The organism is Bacillus sp. FSL R5-0560 (assembly GCF_037966305.1).
Lineage (GTDB): Bacteria > Bacillota > Bacilli > Bacillales > Bacillaceae > Bacillus > Bacillus mojavensis.
In genome coordinates, this window is the sequence record NZ_CP150195.1 from 3026060 (window position 1) to 3044582 (window position 18523).

At 45.4% G+C, this 18523-nt stretch carries 18 protein-coding genes; 5 read left to right on the top strand and 13 right to left on the bottom strand.

The window, feature by feature from the left end; translation table 11 throughout:
• Positions 1 to 24: 24 nt before the first annotated feature.
• Positions 25 to 939: a hypothetical protein gene (locus NST56_RS15980; protein ID WP_029441391.1), complete on the bottom strand. Its 915-nt coding sequence runs from the start codon at positions 937 to 939 to the stop codon at positions 25 to 27.
• Between the two features lie 23 nt (positions 940 to 962).
• Positions 963 to 1514 carry an RNA 2',3'-cyclic phosphodiesterase gene (gene thpR, locus NST56_RS15985; RefSeq protein WP_168748546.1) on the bottom strand — a complete coding sequence of 184 codons (552 nt, stop codon included), beginning with the start codon at positions 1512 to 1514 and terminating at the stop codon, positions 963 to 965.
• A 148-nt stretch (positions 1515 to 1662) separates the two neighbouring features.
• Between thpR and cysK the strand changes: the two genes are divergently transcribed.
• Positions 1663 to 2598, top strand: coding sequence for a cysteine synthase A (cysK, locus tag NST56_RS15990; RefSeq protein WP_029441392.1), 936 nt, complete (start codon positions 1663 to 1665; stop codon positions 2596 to 2598).
• A 33-nt stretch (positions 2599 to 2631) separates the two neighbouring features.
• On the opposite strand, the gene pepV is transcribed toward cysK, so the two are convergent.
• Positions 2632 to 4026 carry a dipeptidase PepV gene (gene pepV, locus NST56_RS15995; protein WP_168748547.1) on the bottom strand — a complete coding sequence of 465 codons (1395 nt, stop codon included), beginning with the start codon at positions 4024 to 4026 and terminating at the stop codon, positions 2632 to 2634.
• Between the two features lie 96 nt (positions 4027 to 4122).
• On the opposite strand from pepV, the gene NST56_RS16000 reads away from it, so the two are divergent.
• Positions 4123 to 5421 carry an NCS2 family permease gene (locus NST56_RS16000; protein ID WP_168748548.1) on the top strand — a complete coding sequence of 433 codons (1299 nt, stop codon included), beginning with the start codon at positions 4123 to 4125 and terminating at the stop codon, positions 5419 to 5421.
• Positions 5422 to 5456: 35 nt separating this feature from the next.
• Here the strand turns inward: NST56_RS16000 and NST56_RS16005 are convergent, their stop codons facing one another.
• Entirely contained in the window at positions 5457 to 6614 is a 1158-nt protein-coding gene (locus NST56_RS16005; protein ID WP_339177722.1) for an ABC transporter permease, read from the bottom strand.
• Positions 6611 to 7321: an ABC transporter ATP-binding protein gene (locus NST56_RS16010; protein WP_168748550.1), complete on the bottom strand. Its 711-nt coding sequence runs from the start codon at positions 7319 to 7321 to the stop codon at positions 6611 to 6613. The genes NST56_RS16005 and NST56_RS16010 overlap by 4 nt, the downstream gene beginning before the upstream one ends.
• Before the next feature lie 285 nt (positions 7322 to 7606).
• On the opposite strand from NST56_RS16010, the gene NST56_RS16015 reads away from it, so the two are divergent.
• On the top strand, positions 7607 to 7828 hold the full coding sequence (locus tag NST56_RS16015; RefSeq protein ID WP_003152337.1) for a DeoR family transcriptional regulator: 222 nt from the start codon (positions 7607 to 7609) through the stop codon (positions 7826 to 7828).
• A 123-nt stretch (positions 7829 to 7951) separates the two neighbouring features.
• Here NST56_RS16015 and NST56_RS16020 read toward each other — a convergent pair whose 3' ends face one another.
• Both NST56_RS16020 and NST56_RS16025 read right to left on the bottom strand, forming a co-directional pair.
• Positions 7952 to 8671: a pseudouridine synthase gene (locus tag NST56_RS16020; protein WP_339177724.1), complete on the bottom strand. Its 720-nt coding sequence runs from the start codon at positions 8669 to 8671 to the stop codon at positions 7952 to 7954.
• Positions 8672 to 8737: 66 nt separating this feature from the next.
• Positions 8738 to 10375 (bottom strand): polysaccharide biosynthesis protein, encoded by a 1638-nt coding sequence (locus tag NST56_RS16025; protein WP_010331530.1) that lies wholly within the window; start codon positions 10373 to 10375, stop codon positions 8738 to 8740.
• Positions 10376 to 10580: 205 nt separating this feature from the next.
• Between NST56_RS16025 and NST56_RS16030 the strand changes: the two genes are divergently transcribed.
• Positions 10581 to 11843, top strand: coding sequence for an NAD(P)/FAD-dependent oxidoreductase (locus tag NST56_RS16030; RefSeq protein WP_010331531.1), 1263 nt, complete (start codon positions 10581 to 10583; stop codon positions 11841 to 11843).
• A 193-nt stretch (positions 11844 to 12036) separates the two neighbouring features.
• The gene (locus NST56_RS16035) at positions 12037 to 13569 is read left to right on the top strand and encodes a BCCT family transporter (protein WP_069487046.1); all 1533 of its coding nucleotides are present in this window, start codon (positions 12037 to 12039) and stop codon (positions 13567 to 13569) included.
• A 41-nt stretch (positions 13570 to 13610) separates the two neighbouring features.
• On the opposite strand, the gene NST56_RS16040 is transcribed toward NST56_RS16035, so the two are convergent.
• The 6 genes from NST56_RS16040 to rmgP form a co-directional block, all read right to left on the bottom strand.
• Positions 13611 to 13793 carry a sporulation protein Cse60 gene (locus NST56_RS16040; RefSeq protein WP_003325003.1) on the bottom strand — a complete coding sequence of 61 codons (183 nt, stop codon included), beginning with the start codon at positions 13791 to 13793 and terminating at the stop codon, positions 13611 to 13613.
• A 63-nt stretch (positions 13794 to 13856) separates the two neighbouring features.
• Positions 13857 to 14525 carry a YesL family protein gene (locus NST56_RS16045; protein WP_268472198.1) on the bottom strand — a complete coding sequence of 223 codons (669 nt, stop codon included), beginning with the start codon at positions 14523 to 14525 and terminating at the stop codon, positions 13857 to 13859.
• Positions 14526 to 14546: 21 nt separating this feature from the next.
• Positions 14547 to 15836: a Gfo/Idh/MocA family oxidoreductase gene (locus tag NST56_RS16050; protein ID WP_268472196.1), complete on the bottom strand. Its 1290-nt coding sequence runs from the start codon at positions 15834 to 15836 to the stop codon at positions 14547 to 14549.
• A 12-nt stretch (positions 15837 to 15848) separates the two neighbouring features.
• Positions 15849 to 16352: a lipoprotein YteS gene (locus NST56_RS16055; RefSeq protein WP_268472194.1), complete on the bottom strand. Its 504-nt coding sequence runs from the start codon at positions 16350 to 16352 to the stop codon at positions 15849 to 15851.
• Positions 16349 to 17470, bottom strand: a complete 1122-nt coding sequence (rmgQ, locus tag NST56_RS16060) for an unsaturated rhamnogalacturonyl hydrolase (RefSeq protein ID WP_268472192.1) — start codon at positions 17468 to 17470, stop codon at positions 16349 to 16351. Before rmgQ ends, NST56_RS16055 begins: the two co-directional genes overlap by 4 nt.
• Positions 17471 to 17477: 7 nt before the next feature.
• Complete coding sequence (gene rmgP, locus NST56_RS16065) at positions 17478 to 18443, bottom strand: polygalacturonan/rhamnogalacturonan ABC transporter permease (RefSeq protein WP_229146464.1); 966 nt, start codon at positions 18441 to 18443, stop codon at positions 17478 to 17480.
• Positions 18444 to 18523: the final 80 nt, after the last annotated feature.

Here is an 18523-nt window from a genome sequence, read left to right on the forward strand (position 1 = left end):
GAAAACCGCTCAAATCGTTCTGCTTTACTCCAGCCACTCTTGCCTGCGATAGGAGTCTGACAGGCAATAAGACAACATAGCCTTTGCAGCCTTTAATTGATGATGTTTTATCGGAGCAGTGTTTTTCTTCTGCTTCTCCATCCATTCCGCCAAGCCCCGTTTGTCCACTATTTCCAGACCGTACGGCGGTTCGGGGTAATCGATGTATGACGTTCTGCTCAGGAGTAATTTCGATACCGGAATATCAGCGCCTTTTTCCTTTACGATCTTCGACACAACAGATCCCGTCCGAAACAGACTCAACGCCGGATTTAATACCGATTCAGTCTGAGAGCCTGTTTTCTTCTCCCAAAAACGATGTTTAGATCCTATGTACACACTGTCTTCCTCTGCATCTATAAAAGAAACGCAGTAAATGTCAAGAGGTGAAATGATCACTATGCTTAATTCTACTGCCGCCTGCTGAATTTTGAGCACAGGCTTATACATAATAAAATAAGAATCTGGAAGCTGCTGGGCCAGAAAAAGCAAAATGCGGTCCTGCTTCACCTGGTTTGACAGATTTGACATCTCGGAAAGCGTAGAGCTTGCCCATTTGAGCTGAAATTCATATAAATGTCTTTTATAAAAGGAAGCAAGCGCCATCCTGCTTTTCGGCAGCCTTACATTTAGATCGTCTTCTTCCTCAAACCATTGGTGTCTCTCTTCTTGTATATCGGCTTCTATCTCTTCTTTTTTTCTTTTCAATGAAAATTTCTTACGTTTCTGCACCGGTTCCGGCTGTTCAGCATTGGCTTGTCTTTCTTCATGCTGGCGCTCCGCTGCTTCTAATAGTGAAAGCCAGCGCTCTTTTTTCAACCGTATAAACTGATTCATATAATGGTACGGATCAAGTTCGTATCTCGATATATAATCATATATTTTGATGATTTGTGCCATTTTGTTTCTCCACTCCGCATGAATTAAGTTAAAGGAAATTTGAATTTTTCCTCATATTTTGGTGATTGATTTAAGTGTATCTGAAATAGTGAAAATCGTTCAATAGCCGTTGAAACTTCACCGCTTTTAAACGGGACATGCGCCGGAAATCCCTCTTGACCTGTCCATTTTCTTGCCAGCGTCATATGGGGATGATACGCTCTCTTTTCCACTTTAAAGCCTGCTTGAAGAACAGCTTGTTTTGTATGCGCCCTCAGTGTTTCGAGCGCTGTATTCTTCTTCGGCTCCAAATGCAATACGCGCGGCTGCCTTCGGTCTCCGAACACATCTATTTTGTCAAATTCAATTGTAAACGGATTGGCATCTAAAGCGATCTCGGCAAGCGAGCCTTCAAGCTGATTGATTTGCGCTTCATCCGCCGCACCGAGAAAAAGTAACGTGATATGGTAGTCAAGCGGGTGCACCCATTTTTGAAATGTGAGCGCTGGCTCGTTTTTTGCAGCCTGGTAAATCGGATTTGCAATTTCCGGCGGAATGGGCACGCCGATGAAATAATGAGGCCGGATATCTGACATCCGTCTGACACTCCCTTCTTTGATTGCTATTATTTTATCAATAAAGAGGCTGCGCGAATAGAGGAACCGCATATGAAAACACTCTCGCGCAAACGTTTATTATGTTAGGATATTATATGACACTTGTTTTATTCAGAAAGGAATGACAATGTTGAAAATCGTTGAAAACACTTCTGATCTTATAGGAGATACTCCGCTTGTGAGATTGAATCGGCTTCAGCCGGAAAACGCAGCACAAGTCTATTTAAAACTTGAATTTTTCAATCCAAGCGGCAGTGTGAAAGACAGAGCCGCTTACAATATGATCATAGAAGCAGAACAAAACGGCTTACTCAAGCCTGGCTCAGTTATCATTGAGCCGACCAGCGGAAATACTGGAATCGGACTCGCCATGAATGCGGCGGCTCGCGGCTATAAAGCGATTTTAGTAATGCCCGATACAATGACGAAGGAGCGGATCAACCTCCTCAAAGCCTACGGTGCAGAGGTTGTGTTAACTCCCGGATCGGAAAGAATGCCCGGCAGCATAAAAAAAGCAAAAGAGCTCGCCGAACAAATTCCGAACAGCTTCATTCCAATGCAGTTTGATAATACTGCTAATCCTGATGCGCATCGAAAGACAACTGCTCTTGAAATTGCCCGGGCAATAAAAGAAATCGGAAAACCGCTAGGCGCTTTTGTAGCTTCTTCCGGTACTGGCGGAACCATTACAGGAACCGGTGAAGCGCTAAAAGAACTGTTTCCGGATATTTTGGTTCATGTTGTCGAGCCTGCGGGGTCCCCGGTATTATCTGGCGGAAAACCGGGTGCACATAAGCTGGTAGGGACAAGCCCAGGCTTCATTCCTCCCGTTTTAAATCAAGATGTGTATGATGAAATTATCAAAATTACTGATGAGGATGCGTATACGACAACCAGACGCCTTGCTGCGGAGGAAGGAATTCTCGTCGGGCCTTCTTCAGGCGCTGCCTGCTTCGCAGCGATTGAAGCAGCCAAACGTCTCTCTCCTGATCAAGTTGTTGTCTGTATGACAGCTGATACCGGAGAACGCTATTTATCAACTGATTTATGGTCATTTGTGTAAAAAAAGGACTGGCTTCAGAAGAAGCCGGTCCTTTTATTTTGCAAGTTCGTAGATGGCCTGCGCATATAAAGCAGTCGCTCTGAGGAGGTCATCAATTTCAATATATTCGTCCTTTTGATGCGCACTGTCGGGACGTCCGGGGAACAGCGGTCCGAATGCAACGCCGGCCTCCAAAGATCTCGCGTAAGTTCCCCCGCCGATTGAAATTAAATCAGCTTTTTTGCCCAATTGGCCTTCATATACCTTTTGCAGCGTTTTGACTAGCGGATGGTCTGCTGATACATGATGGGGCTTGCTGTCTTTAAATTCTCCAAGCTCAAATTCACTTGCGCTTTCAAATGCATCGCGGATCATTTTGCTTTCTGCTGTTACAGGATAGCGGATATTGATTCCGAGCTCGCCTCCTTGCCCTTCTGTATAGCGCAGTGTTCCGACATTTAATGTCAGCTCTCCGCTAATGTCATCCTCACAGGCGATATTCAGTTTCTTTCCTCTTGTATCATCTGAGAATTTATCTGTCACAACTTGAACAAAACGCTGTCCTGCTTCATCCAGCTCAGTTTGGCTTAAAAATTCTGCCAGTTTGATGCCGGCATTCACTCCATTGTTTGGTTCCATCGCATGGCAGGAAAGTCCGTGCATGCGCAATATCAGCTGACCGTTCTCAATCTCAGCTGCACCTTTTTGATCCGTCACGCGGAGCATGTCTTGAAATGAGGCAAGAACCTCTTCTATATTTGATCCTTCGAGAACGGCTTCCGCAGCGTCTGGCACCATGTTTAAGCGAAGACCTGATGTAAACGAGGCAAGAACTGTTTCTGAAGCGGCTTTATTTGTATGGTGGTGCGGGATGAGAAGTGAAGCATCAATAATCCCTTTTTCCGCGTTAATAATCGGGAAGTCAGCATCTGGCGCAAAACCGAGAGTCGGCATTTCTTCGTGCTTGAAATAATGCTCCACACATCTCCAATCACTTTCTTCATCTGTTCCGATAATGATTCTGACACGTTTGGACAGCGGCAGATTCATGTCTTTGACGATTTTCAGCGCGTAGAACGCAGCCATCGTCGGACCTTTGTCGTCAATGGCACCCCTTGCATAAATCCGTCCGTTTCGGATGTCCGCTGAAAACGGGTCACTTGTCCATCCGTCTCCGGGCGGTACAACATCAACATGGCATAGAACGCCGACAATGTCTTCACCCTCACCCCATTCGATATGACCGGCGAACCCGTCAAGATTTTTTGTGGTAAATCCTTCTTTTTCTCCAAGCTCAAGCAAAGAGGTCAAGCTGGCATTTACCCCTTCTCCAAATGGTTTGCCGGGCCCGGCTGTTGACTCGTCCATTACACTGTTGATTCTCAAGAATTCCTGCGTATCGCGAATCAAATCATCTTTTTTTCTGATCACTTCGACTTCCCAGTTCATAACGATCCCCTTTCTGCAATAAATCACTTGCAAAAACTAAATAAAACGAATAATATTAATGGTGTTTTGTTAAAACGTTCGTAATTGGAGGATACTATGTTTCATCTAAAAGAGCAGCAAACATCGATTAAACAAGAAATCATAGCTGGACTGACGACCTTTTTCACGATGGTCTATATTGTAGTGGTGAATCCGGTTATTTTAGCTAATGCCGGAGTTCCTTTTGACCAGGTCTTTACCGCAACGATTATCGCCTCCATTGTCGGAACGCTGTGGATGGCCCTGGCTGCAAATTATCCGATTGCCATTGCGCCCGGCATGGGCTTAAACGCTTACTTAGCCTATCACGTTGTAGGCGCAAGCGGCGGCGGCATCACGTACGCAACAGCTTTCAGCGCAGTATTCACAGCGGGGGTTCTCTTCATTATTCTATCGTTAACGCCTTTAAGAAAACAACTGATAGAAGCGATTCCAAACAATTTAAAATACGGCATCACAACAGGGATCGGGCTTTTTATTGCGTTTATCGGTTTACGGCAGGCGGGAATTATTACAGCTGATAAATCAAATTTGGTCACACTCGGCAACCTTCATTCGCCAGCGGTTACCTTAACGCTGATCGGCTTATTGATCAGTGTGATCTTGATGGTGCTGAATGTAAGCGGAGCGTTATTTATCGGAATGGCGGCTACCGCTTTGATTGCGTTTTTTACCGGCCAGCTGCATTTTCCTAAAGGCTTTATGTCTTTTCCGCATTTGCCTGAGGGATTGATTATTTCAAATCCGTTCTCCGCTTTTGGCGATGTGATCCATCACGGCCTGTACGCTGTCGTGTTTTCATTTCTGCTGGTAACGATTTTTGATACGACCGGTACAATGATCGGTGTGGCCGAGCAGGCCGGATTGATGAAAAACAACAAGCTCCCGAACGCGCGAAAAGCGCTGCTGGCTGATTCAACGGCGACCACAGTCGGTGCTGTTTTCGGCACAAGTCCGACAACCGCGTTTATCGAATCTTCAGCTGGCGTCGCAGCCGGGGGAAGAACAGGTCTTACGTCTTTCACTGTCGCGGTATTGTTTGCAGCTTCGATGTTTTTCAGTCCGCTTGTCAGCGCCTTATCCGGCATATCCGCCATCACCTCACCGGCTTTGATTATTGTCGGCAGCCTGATGATGGGTTCGGTGTCGAATATTAACTGGGAGGAGATGGACGAGGCATTTCCGGCATTTCTCGTTGTTCTGACCATGCCTCTTACATCAAGCATTTCCACAGGAATTGCCCTTGGCTTTATTTCGTATCCGATTGTGAAAGCAGCACGGGGAAAATGGAGAGACATTCATCCGCTCGTCCTTGTTTTTGCCGTTCTGTTTTTCATCCAGCTATTTATTCTATAACATACAGAAAACCCAAACGGCATCCGTTTGGGTTTTTATTTCATCAAAAAAGAGATAACGGCCGCTAAAAAGCAGCAGGAAACACAAGCATAGTGCAGCGTGTTCACACAGCTTTTTCTGGCCCGGTAATATTCGTCACTTTCCTTATCAGCTCCAATTAAGATCGGCGCATCCATCACTTTGTCAAAAATTAGCGAAAGCACGTAACGGCAAACACCTGTATAAACCAGCAGCGCCATCACCTTAAGAAAGATGGGGGAAACGACTGTTAAAATTGTAAAAGCCGACAAAAGCATATACAGATGCCTCGCATACTCCCCATTCCTCAGCATGACTTTAAAAAACAGTTCTTTATAGATTGTATACGTTGTCCGTTTCTTAAATATCCTTTTTGAATTCCGGAATAATAGTGGTTTTCTCCTCATCCTGTCCTTTACTCTCGGCATTCTCACATCCTGGCTTGTCATCATTACAAGACCTGCAAGAGTGAGCCTGATTTTTCTCTCCTCAAGCACCTCAGCCTCAAAAGCCGAAAACGAAGCCGTCTTTTTCAAACTGCGTATGTAAGCAAAAATAAAAAACAAAACACCGACAAGCGAAAGCAAGTGCCACTCAGTAAAGGTAATCATGAGAAACGAACACGCAAAAAGCACAGCCTTGAGAATAAAGTCCGTGATCTGCCTCCAAATAGATCTTGGTTTTCTGATCCTTTCCTGCTTCAAGGATAAAAAGACCGTATGAAGACCGAATGCATAGATCAATAGAGAAGCGCTTTCTGAAATCGTGACCCGTACAGAATCAATGATAAAGGGAAGTAAAAGAAAAAAGAGCAGGAGCCATTTGGCGAGCGTGAACAATAAGGAATACACCAATGCGTATTGTTTCATCTGGCGTATGATCGCTTTCTTTTGCAGTAAAAACACTTGGTCCGCTTCCAGTAAAAACGTATGTATGGAGCCTGTACAAACAATCAGTATACCGACAGCGTATAACCATCTCCATTCGACCCTCTCAGACCACTCGTAAAGAAGGCCGCTTCCGTTCGCCCACTCCACATACTGATAAATCACAAAAGCAAGCGCCGGCAGGACAATGTAGAGCGCAACCGTCCAATCAATGACAGCATGCAGCACCTTAAACTGATATCGATAAAAATCCAGCCATCTTCGAATAAAGAGAGACCGCCCCTTCATGCCTTTCCTCCTTGAATCGCCGTATAAAAACAGTCAAGCAATGACTGCCCGTCTAACCCTGTCTGCGCTTGAATATCCTTTAAAGTTCCATGAAGAAACAAAGAACCTTTATCAATCATGTAAAACCTGTCGCAGATTTTTTCAGCGGTATCAAGTACGTGTGTGCACATGAGAATGCCAGCTCCCCTTTCTTTCTCAGCCTTCAGCATGTCCACAAAGCGTTTTGTCGAAATCGGGTCAAGGCCGATAAACGGTTCATCAATCACATACATATCAGGCTTAGAAAGAAAGGCCTGAATCAGCATCAGCTTTTGCTGCATGCCCTTTGAAAATGTCACCGGCAGCTCATGCTTGACATGATCAAGCGAAAAGGTTTCAAGAAGACTTTGAGACCGATATTCGAATTCACTCTGATCAATGCCGTGCAAAGTGCTGATCAGATCGAGATGCTCCCATAGCGTTAATTCCTCATAAAAGGACGGGTGCTCTGGAATATAAGCAAACGAGCAATCATTCCAAGCAATCGTCCCTTTAAAGTCTTGCGAGAGGCCGAGTATCGCCTTGATGGCTGTACTTTTCCCAGCTCCGTTCGCTCCAATTAATCCGACAAGCTCCCCTTCTCTGACTTCCAATAAAACATCGGTGAGCACTTTTTTTCGGCTTGTATACCCTGCTTGCTCTATCGATGCTTCCAACAACATTCTCACTCTCACTCACCCCCTAAGTCACATACGAAACAGAATAAAAAAAGTTTCTTTAACCATAATAATATTGTGCTGCAGTACATAGTAATCCAACAAGGATGGCAGCCAAACTCAAATTGGAAAAAATTTATCATACTTATTCCTAGATTCACTGCGGCGAAATCGTGTATAATGAAGGCGAATTATTTAAACATTACAGATGTCTGCCTTAGTTGCTATTCGTACGCAGTTGATTTCGTGAGTTGTGGTTAGTCAAGTCCATCCGATCTTATGATAGGGAGTGGTTTTTTGAAACCTTCAACAAACCGTATGCTAACTCGAATTAAATCAGTTTACATGTTTATCCAAGAAAAAGGTCTTGTGACAACACAGGAACTGGTTGACGAATTCGGCATTACACCTAGAACGATTCAAAGAGACTTAAATGTGTTAGCATATAATGATCTTGTTCATAGTCCAAGCCGTGGCAAATGGGAGACAACGAGAAAGAAAGTAAAGATTACCTCATAACATTAAAAATTACATAGGGCCGCCCTGTGAGCGGCCTGATAGATACAGGGCGAGGACGTTCTCAGCCTTGTTTTTGTATGCTTATATATAATAAAAATCCCGCATGTGAGATGCGGGATTTTTTCATACTTGCGGCTCGTTCAGCCTTTCAAGTTCTTCTTCTGTAAGCTCACGATATTCTCCCGGCGCTAGATCAGGATCCAAGGATACGCGTCCCATTGAGAGCCGCTTCAGATAAATGACTTCATTGCCGACAGCATTTGCCATCTGTTTGACTTGATGAAATTTTCCTTCTGTTATCGTCAGATATATCACGGTATGCTCTTTGTCGTTTGCCTTTATTTCTGCTTGTGCCGGTTTTGTTTTGTAGCCGCCTTCAATAAATACCCCATTCTCTAAGCTGGTGATATCTTCTGGCGAAATTTGCGACTTTAAGTGGACTTCATACGTTTTCGGAACATGCTTTTTCGGCGATAGAAGCCTGTGAGCGAGCTGACCGTCATTTGTCAGCAAAAGAAATCCTTCTGTATCCTTATCTAGCCGGCCGGCAGGAAACGGCTCAAATCTAAGTTCATCCGGCGTCAGCAAATCGACCACTGTCTTTTGCCGGCTGTCCTCAGTCGCTGACAGCACGCCCTGCGGTTTATTCATCATGATATAAATAAACTCGCGGTAATCAATCGGCTCGCCATAAACGGTCACCTCCTGTGCATCAGGGTCCACGTGTGCCTTGACATCTTTTGCCGGCTTTCCGTCGACCATGACGGCTCCCGCTTTTACAATCAATTTGACCTCTTTTCTCGAGCCATACCCGCTGTTGGCAAGCAGCTTATCTAGTCTCATGCCAATCTCTCCTTTCTATAAAAGAAAGCCCGCATCAAGCGAGCCCTCTCGTTTCAACATATTCTGTTACTCAGCGGCATGTCTGCCTTTCTTTAAGAACCCCGGTAAACGGCGGCCGAATATTTTCTGTAAAAAACCTAAACGATAAGCGCAATACAGGTAGACAGCTCCGCCGATCACAGCCGCAATCAGCACGACGATCGCAGCGTGCAGCTGGCCATCCTCGAAGGAGATGAAAAAGCTTAACACCCACTGGACGACTTTAACGGCTATCCCCATCACTGCTGACAAGAGCAGCATCAGAAGGCCCCGCTTCACTAATATTTTGTACGAATAGCCGGCATGCCGTTTGATCATGGTAAATCCGTATATCAGTGAGGCAGTATACCCGAGTGCCGTAGCTAAAATAGCGCCGTCAGCCTGCATCAGCTTAATCAGCGGGACATTCAGCACAAGTTTGATCACGACACCGATCACCAGACTGACAACCGCAAATTTTTGCTTATTGATGCCCTGCAATATGGCGGCGTTGACAGTAAACAAAGAGAACAAGATCGCAACCGGCGAATACCAAAACAGGATGTCTTTCCCCAATTCAGGATGAAGGCTCTCTGATCCGTAAAAGAACGTATACACAGGACCTGCTAATACCGATATACCGACAACAGCCGGAATAATTAAAAACAGGATCGTCTGCATCGACTGATTGATCTGCTGATTTAACAGCTTGTAGTTTCTGCTTGTAAACGATTCTGTGATCGTCGGAATTAAGGTCAGTCCGAATGCCGTCGCTAGAGAAACCGGGATCATCACGAGCTTCTGCACGTAAAGTGTCAGAATGGCCATCATGTCCTGACTGATCGCTTGATGTCCCGCTTCAATCATCGCTTTGTTAAACGTATTTGTATCAATATAGTTATACAAAGGGATAGCTAGTCCGACAAACACGTAGGGAGCGGCATAGCTGAAGAGCTCGAAAAACATTTTCTTGTAGCTTAAATCTGCTGTAGGCCCCGTATTCGGCATCATCGCCAGCAGATTGCCTTTTCGCTTGTTCCAATAAATATACAATACGATCAGCCCGCCGAAGGCACCGATCAGCGCTGCGAAGGTTGCATAACCGACAGCGATCACAAGGCCGCCGTTTAAGACTTTCAAAATCAAGAAGGTAGCACTCAATAAGAAGATAATACGGACAATCTGCTCAACAACTTGAGAGACAGCCGTCGGCCCCATCATTTGATGACCTTGGAAAAATCCGCGCACAAGACTCATAATCGGCACAACTAAAAGCGCTAAGCTGACCATGCGGATGACATATACGACATGATCAATCGTCAAACCGTTATTATCTTTGCCCCCTAGCGATATTTCCGCAAAAAACGGAGCAGATAAATATAATATGAAAAAGGCAATCATTCCCGTTACAAGCATAACCGACATGCCCGCCTTCAGCATTTTTCTGCTTGTTTCATAATCCCCTTTGGAATTATATTTGGAAACAAATTTAGAAACGGCGGCTGGAAAGCCCATTGTGGCAATGTTCAAAAATAAAGTATATTGATTGTATCCGTATTGAAATAACGCACCGCCTGTCGCTCCGACCATGATGCTGAAAGGAATTAAATAAACCATTCCCAGTATCCGTGAAATATATGTACCGAGCGTTAACACAAACGTGCCTCTTAACAGTTTGCTTGACATGTTTCCTCATCACCATTTTCTACGAAGATTCAACTTTTCTATTTTACCACAAATGGGCATATAGACGGTAATAAATACAAAAGCAATCTCAGGGAAGAATACAAGTTTGCGGCAAAATACGTTTAAGCAGAACCTGTCTTTCGCTATAATAGTACTGCGGACAGCGTTCCGCACACGAAATGTAAAAAGAAAGTTGATGATAAAGATGAAGCAGTATGACGTAATTGTAATCGGCGGAGGCCCTTCAGGTCTGATGGCTGCCATTGCAGCCGGGGAACAGGGCGCTGACGTTTTGTTAATAGATAAAGGAAACAAGTTAGGCCGCAAACTTGCCATATCCGGTGGCGGCCGCTGCAATGTGACGAACCGCCTTCCTGTCGAAGAAATTATTAAGCACATCCCCGGCAACGGCCGTTTTTTATACAGTGCGTTTTCCGAATTTAATAATGAAGATATTATCAAGTTTTTTGAAAATCTCGGGATCAAACTGAAGGAAGAGGATCACGGCCGGATGTTTCCGGTGACAGACAAAGCGCAAAGTGTTGTCGACGCGCTGTTAAACAGGCTGAAACAGCTGCGTGTGACGATTAGAACGAACGAAAAAATCAAATCTGTTACATATGAAGATGGACATGCGGCAGGCATTGTGACGAATAATGGCGAAGTGATTCATAGTCAGGCAGTCATTATCGCGGTTGGCGGAAAAAGCGTTCCTCATACCGGCAGCACGGGTGACGGCTATGAATGGGCCGAAGCCGCAGGCCACACAATAACAGAGCTGTTCCCGACAGAGGTGCCCGTCACATCTGCCGAGCCGTTTATTAAGAAAAAAACACTGCAGGGTTTATCGCTCAGAGATGTCGCCGTCAGTGTGTTAAACAAAAAGGGCAAAGCCATTGTCACACATAAGATGGACATGCTGTTTACTCATTTCGGCCTCTCAGGCCCCGCCATACTCAGGTGCAGCCAGTTTATCGTGAAAGAGCTGAAAAAACAGCCGGAAGTGCCCGTCAGAATTGATTTGTTTCCGGATATCAATGAAGAAACGTTATTCCAAAAGATGCACAAGGAGCTGAAGGATGCGCCGAAAAAAGCGTTAAAAAATGTGCTGAAGCCTTGGATGCAGGAGCGCTACCTCCTTTTCCTGCTCGAAAAAAACGGCATTTCGCCAAACATATCATTTTCTGAGCTGCCGAAGGAGCCTTTCAGACAATTTGTCAAAGACTGCAAGCAATTTACCGTTCTCGCAAACGGCACGCTGTCACTTGACAAAGCGTTTGTCACAGGAGGCGGTGTATCGGTGAAGGAGATTGACCCGAAAAAGATGGCGTCTAAAAAAATGGACGGCCTGTATTTTTGCGGCGAAATCTTAGATATTCACGGTTATACAGGCGGATACAATATTACATCTGCGCTCGTCACAGGCAGACTTGCCGGACTGAATGCCGGACGATTTTCCCTTACTTAAACACGAGATTTCCCAAACACTTACAGCATGCCGGACATTTGAAAATTTCCCGCAAAAATGATAGGGTGAGATTTGTTTTGTTTCACCTGATTGCGGGGTAATTTACAGGAAGGAATGATCTGCCATCGTACGACCATACTAAGCCTGCGAGGAAGATATAGGCGTACACAAAAAAGTCAGAGGGTGAGAATGTTTGAAGAATATTTCTAGTGTATTTTGGATTGTGATTGTCATCACAGCCGCTGCCGTTTTGTGGGGCGTTATTTCTCCGGACAGCCTGCAAAACGTGTCTCAATCGGCACAATCGTTTATAACAGATTCATTTGGTTGGTATTATCTATTAGTTGTCTCTTTGTTTGTCGGGTTCTGTCTCTTTTTAATTGTCAGCCCGATTGGAAAAATTAAACTGGGGAAACCGGATGAAAAACCGGAATTCGGGTTATTATCTTGGTTTGCCATGCTGTTCAGTGCAGGCATGGGAATCGGCTTAGTATTCTATGGTGCGGCTGAACCGATCAGCCATTACGCAATTAGCTCTCCATCAGGTGAAACAGAAACCCCCCAAGCCTTCAGAGATGCGCTCCGGTACACGTTTTTCCACTGGGGACTGCACGCTTGGGCCATTTATGCCGTCGTGGCATTATGTATCGCATATTTTCAATTCCGCAAAGACGCGCCTGGATTAATCAGCAGCACACTGACTCCGATTCTCGGCGATAAAGTAAACGGCCCGATCGGTAAACTGATTGACTGTATCGCTGTTTTCGCTACAGTTGTCGGCGTTGCAACGAGTCTGGGGATCGGCGCAACTCAAATTAACGGCGGATTGAATTACCTATTCGGAATTCCGAATCATTTTATCGTTCAATTGATTTTGATTGTTATTGTAACAGTGCTCTTTTTACTATCGGCTTGGAGCGGACTCGGAAAAGGCATTAAGTATTTAAGCAACACCAATATGGTACTAGCCGGATTGCTGATGCTGTTTATGCTGGTTGTCGGACCTACCGTTTTGATCATGAACTCACTTACAGATTCAATTGGGCAGTATATTCAAAACATTGTTCAAATGAGCTTCAGACTGGCGCCGAACGATCCAGGCAAACGTGAATGGATCAACGGCTGGACGATTTTCTATTGGGCATGGTGGATTTCCTGGTCTCCATTTGTCGGCATTTTCATCGCTCGTGTATCCCGAGGCCGGACAATCCGTGAATTTTTGATCGGCGTCCTGGTGGCACCATGTATTTTGGCTTTCCTATGGTTCTCCATTTTCGGTGTTTCCGCAATGGACCTTCAGCAAAAAGGTATCTTTAATGTGGCGAAGCAGTCTTCCGAAACGATGCTGTTCGGAACACTGGATCACTATCCGCTGACAATGATCACGTCTATCCTGGCATTGATTCTGATCGCCGTGTTCTTTATTACATCAGCTGATTCAGCGACATTTGTCCTTGGTATGCAGACGACATACGGTTCATTAAACCCGGCTAATTCAGTCAAACTCAGCTGGGGTATCATTCAGTCTGCTATGGCAGCTGCGCTCTTGTATTCCGGTGGACTTGCTGCTTTGCAAAACACAGCGATTTTGGCGGCACTGCCGTTTTCAATTGTTATCCTGCTCATGATTGCTGCTCTTTATAAAGCATTGGCAAGAGAACGAAGAGAAATCAGAGCAGCAGAGAAATTCCAGAAACCGAGAAGCCCAAGAGTGAAAAAGGCTTAACCATAAAAAAGATCTTCCCGCAGTACGCGGAAAGATCTTTTTTATTTTCGATATAGAATGAGTGCGGAAAAACAGTAGAGCTGCTCGCCTTCAGGGTCGCACGCCGCTGAAACCGTATATTTGATATCAACCAGCTGCTCTTCCGATATTCCTTTTAAAAACGAATTGATCTCCGTTTGCAAATCTTTTTCATGCTCTTCATCAAACACTGCCACCTTCAGCATTTATCCGCTCTCCTTTCTCTATCACTCTATTCCGTTTGGAATCAATATATGATAGAGAAATGTTTATCTCGTCTCCGGATATAAAGCTTCTGGTGTAGGATGTTTCTTTGCCGGCTCATGATCCTGCTGCTCCAGCTTCACCAAGACGGCATAAGCAATCCTCATGTGGCAGTAGCTGATGAGACTGACGCTGAAAAAAGGGACAATTCCCGGCAGATAAGCAAGCAGGAAAAAGAGCGCAACAGTCAGCGCAAGCATGACGAGGGTATATTGTAAGTACGCCACACTCAGCAAGAGGGAAAACTTAAAATACAGGCGCTTCTTCCATTCAAAGTGGACGAGCAGCGGAAACACATAAAAAAGCATTGATACAAACAGAAAGCCGAATATCATAATAGCAAAGCGCAGGATATGCAATAAGAAGTGGCTCGGGTAAATAAAGGCCAAATCGATATAAATGATCAAACCGATTAATACCAATACAGCACCGATCAAATTGGAACGGAGAAACTCAGCTTTGTATTCCCGCCAAAATGTCGGCAGCACCGGAATGTGATCCTGACCCTGAATCCATTTTCGCATGACAGCGAACAAAGCAGCAGTCGCGGGCATGACACCGAACACTCCGAGACCGATGATGGTAAAAAGCAGCCAAAGCAAATTGGTATACGCAAACCTCATGATCCATTCACAAAAACGCAGCACCCGTGCCATTGATCCGTCATGCTCCACGAAAGCCCCTCCTTTTCGCTTTTATACATTTTGCATGTGGAAAAGCTGTTTAATATCAATTGGTTTCTTTTCAACAACGGAGCGCCATATTCCCTCACCGACCGCGATAGAATAGGCTCCGGCTTCGGCTCCGGCCAAAATGTCATACTGGCGCAGCGGATCTTTGCCTATAAATAGATCAGCGAGCAAAAGCGGATCTCCTCCGCCGTGCCCTCCCTCATTTTTGACGACTTGAATGGTTTGCTTCGATTCAAAAAGCGGATAATACTCAATTGTCTGCTCGGGAAAAGCAAACGGGATTCTGGAAGGCTCATGGAATTCATTTGATTCAATACGTCCTTTTGTGCCGTTTATCGTAAGGCGATAGCCTTCGTATGGAGCGGAAAATATGATCGAGTAGCTTAACAGCGCACCGCCGTCATATTTGACAGCCGCCACATAGGTATCCTCAATGTCGATCTCATCGTCAAAAATGCACGCGTCAGGGCGATATGCGGTATATAAGCTTGATTGGTCTGCATCCGCCTTGAGATGATCATCCTTTACAGAAGCTTTAGAAGCACGGGGATGCCATCTTGCATAGTAATGGCATTTCTCTTTGACCCGGCATGTGCCGCAAAAACGCCCATCTTCTTCCGGCAGCGGATTCCACTCACTGTCCGGCCCGTAGTAATTCAACTCGCCGTAAGCAAATACCTCCGCCGGGTTTTGGCCGAGCCACCAATTCACCAGATCGAAATGATGAGTGGATTTATGGACAGAAAGACCGCCGGAAAATTGCCTGGATCGGTTCCAGCGTTTAAAATAGCTGGCGCCGTGATAGGTATCAATATACCAATTCAAATCCACAGAGGTGACCCTTCCTATTTTTCCTTCTAAAATCATCTCTTTGATTTTCCGGTGATACGGGCTGTAGCGGTAATTAAACGCGACAGTAACCTTCCCTTTGCTTTTCGTTTCTGCCTCAAGCACCCGCTTTGCATCCTGCACCGTCGTTACCATCGGTTTTTCCGTTATGACATCCGTATCCCACTGAAGGCTTCTCAATATATAGGTGACATGGGTGTCATCCCTTCCTGTCACAATAACAATGTCTGGCTTCGAAACGCTCATCATACTGTCAAAATCTTCTTCTTTATACTCCGGTACGTGTGCAAGCTCCGGAAATGCCTCTTTGCAGACGGCGAATCGTTTCGGATCGGCATCCAGTAATCCCGTAATTTCATAAATGGTTGAAAACTGTTTGAGCAGCGGTTTGATAAACATGCTGAGGGCTCTGCTGCTTACTCCGCAAATGACGATGCTTTTCAATGGTCCCCACCCCTATCGGACTTCTGTTAATTGGGAAATCAGCTGCAGCGCTTCCTCTGTTTTTTCGGAGTATACAGGGATAAACGCCGCCATATTTCGATTCAGCCGAAAAGAATAGCCGTTCAGCTGTTTTTCCCCTTTCTCAATCCGAACGGCATAGACTGTTTTTTCTCCCGTTTTTTGATTTACGGCTGTATAAGGAGATGTTTTTCCCACTGGCAATTCGTCTAACGGCTGAAAATTTTCTGGATCATCGTATGCTGCAAACAAGTCTTCAGGCACGATAAAGACGTCACCCTCGTGAGCCGTAACTTCAGTCAGCAGCTTTTCCGGCAAAGCGGGAAAGATATCCACCTTCCCGGTCCCCTGCCCAGCTGCCTCTTTTATTTTTTCTTGTACGCCTGCCTGGAGATCAGAAAAGAGGATGACATGCAATCCGTCCGGCCTGCTTGAGCATGATGCCAAAAAGAGCACTGAGACGATCACACAGAAAGCCGTACGTAAACCTGTCGTCATTTTTCTGCTGTCCTAAAAAGAGTCTCCGTCTCTGTCATGGCCAAAATAAACGCACCGGCCCCGTGCAGATCGTTTGTGCTTCTTTCGCGGCTGACATAATAGTCATAGAAACCGGCAGACGTTCCGACACAAATATCTTTGACGAGAAACGCACCGTCTTCTGTTGTTTCGGTTTTATGCTGAATCAAGCCTTGATACGCCTTTAACAGTGTTGTTTCGTAACCTCTGTCAAGATATCCTTTATTGATTCCTTTTGCGATTGCGTACATGTACAGGCAGGATCCTGAGCTTTCCAGCCAGTTATCGGACCTGTCGCCCTTATCAACGATTTGGTACCATAACCCCGTCTCCTTGTCTTGATAGCGGCAAATGCTTTCAATCATGTCCTGAAGCGTTTTTTCCCATACGCGACGGTTTGGATGCTTCTTCGGCAGCTCTTCAATCATGTCAGCGAGAGACATGACGTACCAGCCGATAGAACGCGCCCAGAATTCTGGCGAACAGCCTGTTTCTTCATTCGCCCAAGGCATTTTTTTCGCTTCATCCCAGGCGTGATAATAGAGTCCTGTTTTTGAGTCCTTCGTATGCTTCCTCATCAGTGATTCCTGCAGCACGACCTGATCAAACAGCTCTGGCTCCTGCTTCAGATTGGCATATTTCAGCGCAAACGGCCCGCCCATATATAAGCCGTCAAGCCACATCTGATAAGGATAGCCGTCTTTATGCCAGAACCCCTGCTCAGACGTCCGGTTCAGCGTTCCATATAGTCCTCGCAGCCTTTTTGCGGCATTTACATACCGCTCATCACTCGTATGTTCGTATAATGGAAAAAGAATAAGACCAGCTTGAATGGCGTCCAGCTCATCTCTTCTGAATAATAGATTGCCATAATCATCAATTAAGAGATCTGCATAAGCTTTCGCATACTCAAAATATCGCTTTTGTCCGGTTGCTTCCCACAGCCGCAATACACCGCATAAGAAAACACCTTGATGGTAGTGCCAGCGGTTTGCAGGCGGCAGCTCCTCCACTGTGTACGTGTTCATAATGGTTTTTGCCAATGCCTCCGCGTACGTAAGAGGTGATTTTACAGCGATTGATCGATCCATTGATCCCATCCCTTTCTTAATAGATTCCTTCCTCGCCGAATTTCTTTGCCAAACGATTCGCAAGCATGACCAAAATCAGCCCGACCGCTGCTTTAAATACGCCGACCGCTGTACTGTAGCTGAATTGGCCCTGTTTCAGCCCTGCAGTATAAACGTACGTATCAAAAATTTCCGCGACTTCTCTGTTTGTGGCGTTTAACAGCAAATATACATGCTCAAAGCCAAGTTCCAGCGTGTCCCCGATTTTCAAAATCAGCAAAACGACGATGACGCTTTTGATAGCCGGCAGCGTAATATGCCACATTTGCCGCAGCCGCCCCGCTCCGTCCATTTTTGCCGCTTCATAAAGCTGGGGATCAACCGCTGTCATTGCAGCCAAGTAGATGATCGTTGACCAGCCCGCTTCTCTCCAGATGACCTGCAGAATATACAGCGGACGGAACCATTCTTCATTCAGCAGAAAATTGATTTTTTCGCCGCCAAAAAACGTAATCAGTTCATTAATCAGGCCTCCGTCTACTGTCAAAAGCACAAATGACAGCGATACAACAATGACCCAGGACATAAAGTGCGGAATATAAATCAGCGTCTGAACGAATTTTTTAAAGAGTGCGATCCGCACTTCGTTTAGAAGAAGCGCTAATAAAATCGGCACCGGAAAAAAGATGACCAGGTTCAAGGCAAAGAGCACGAGCGTATTTTTTAACAGGACAAAAAAGGTAGGCTCAGTAAACAGCCTGATAAAATGCTTCAGCCCGACCCACTCACTGCCCCAAATGCCGAGAAACGGCTGGTAATCCTGAAACGCAATCACGATTCCCCACATTGGAACATACTTAAAAAGCAAAAAATAAATACATCCCGGCAAAATCATAAAGTACAAATACTTCTGCTGCATCAGCTTATTTAGTAAGCGCTTTCTTTTTTCTTTTTTAAACATGACTGCGTCAACAGCCGGTGCTTGCGCTTCTGCTGTTTTCATCGTTTCAAAGCCTCCTTTCACGGGTTCTTGTTTTCACTGTAGCGCAGCCTGCAAAAGTCCGTCTACAATCATATGATCAC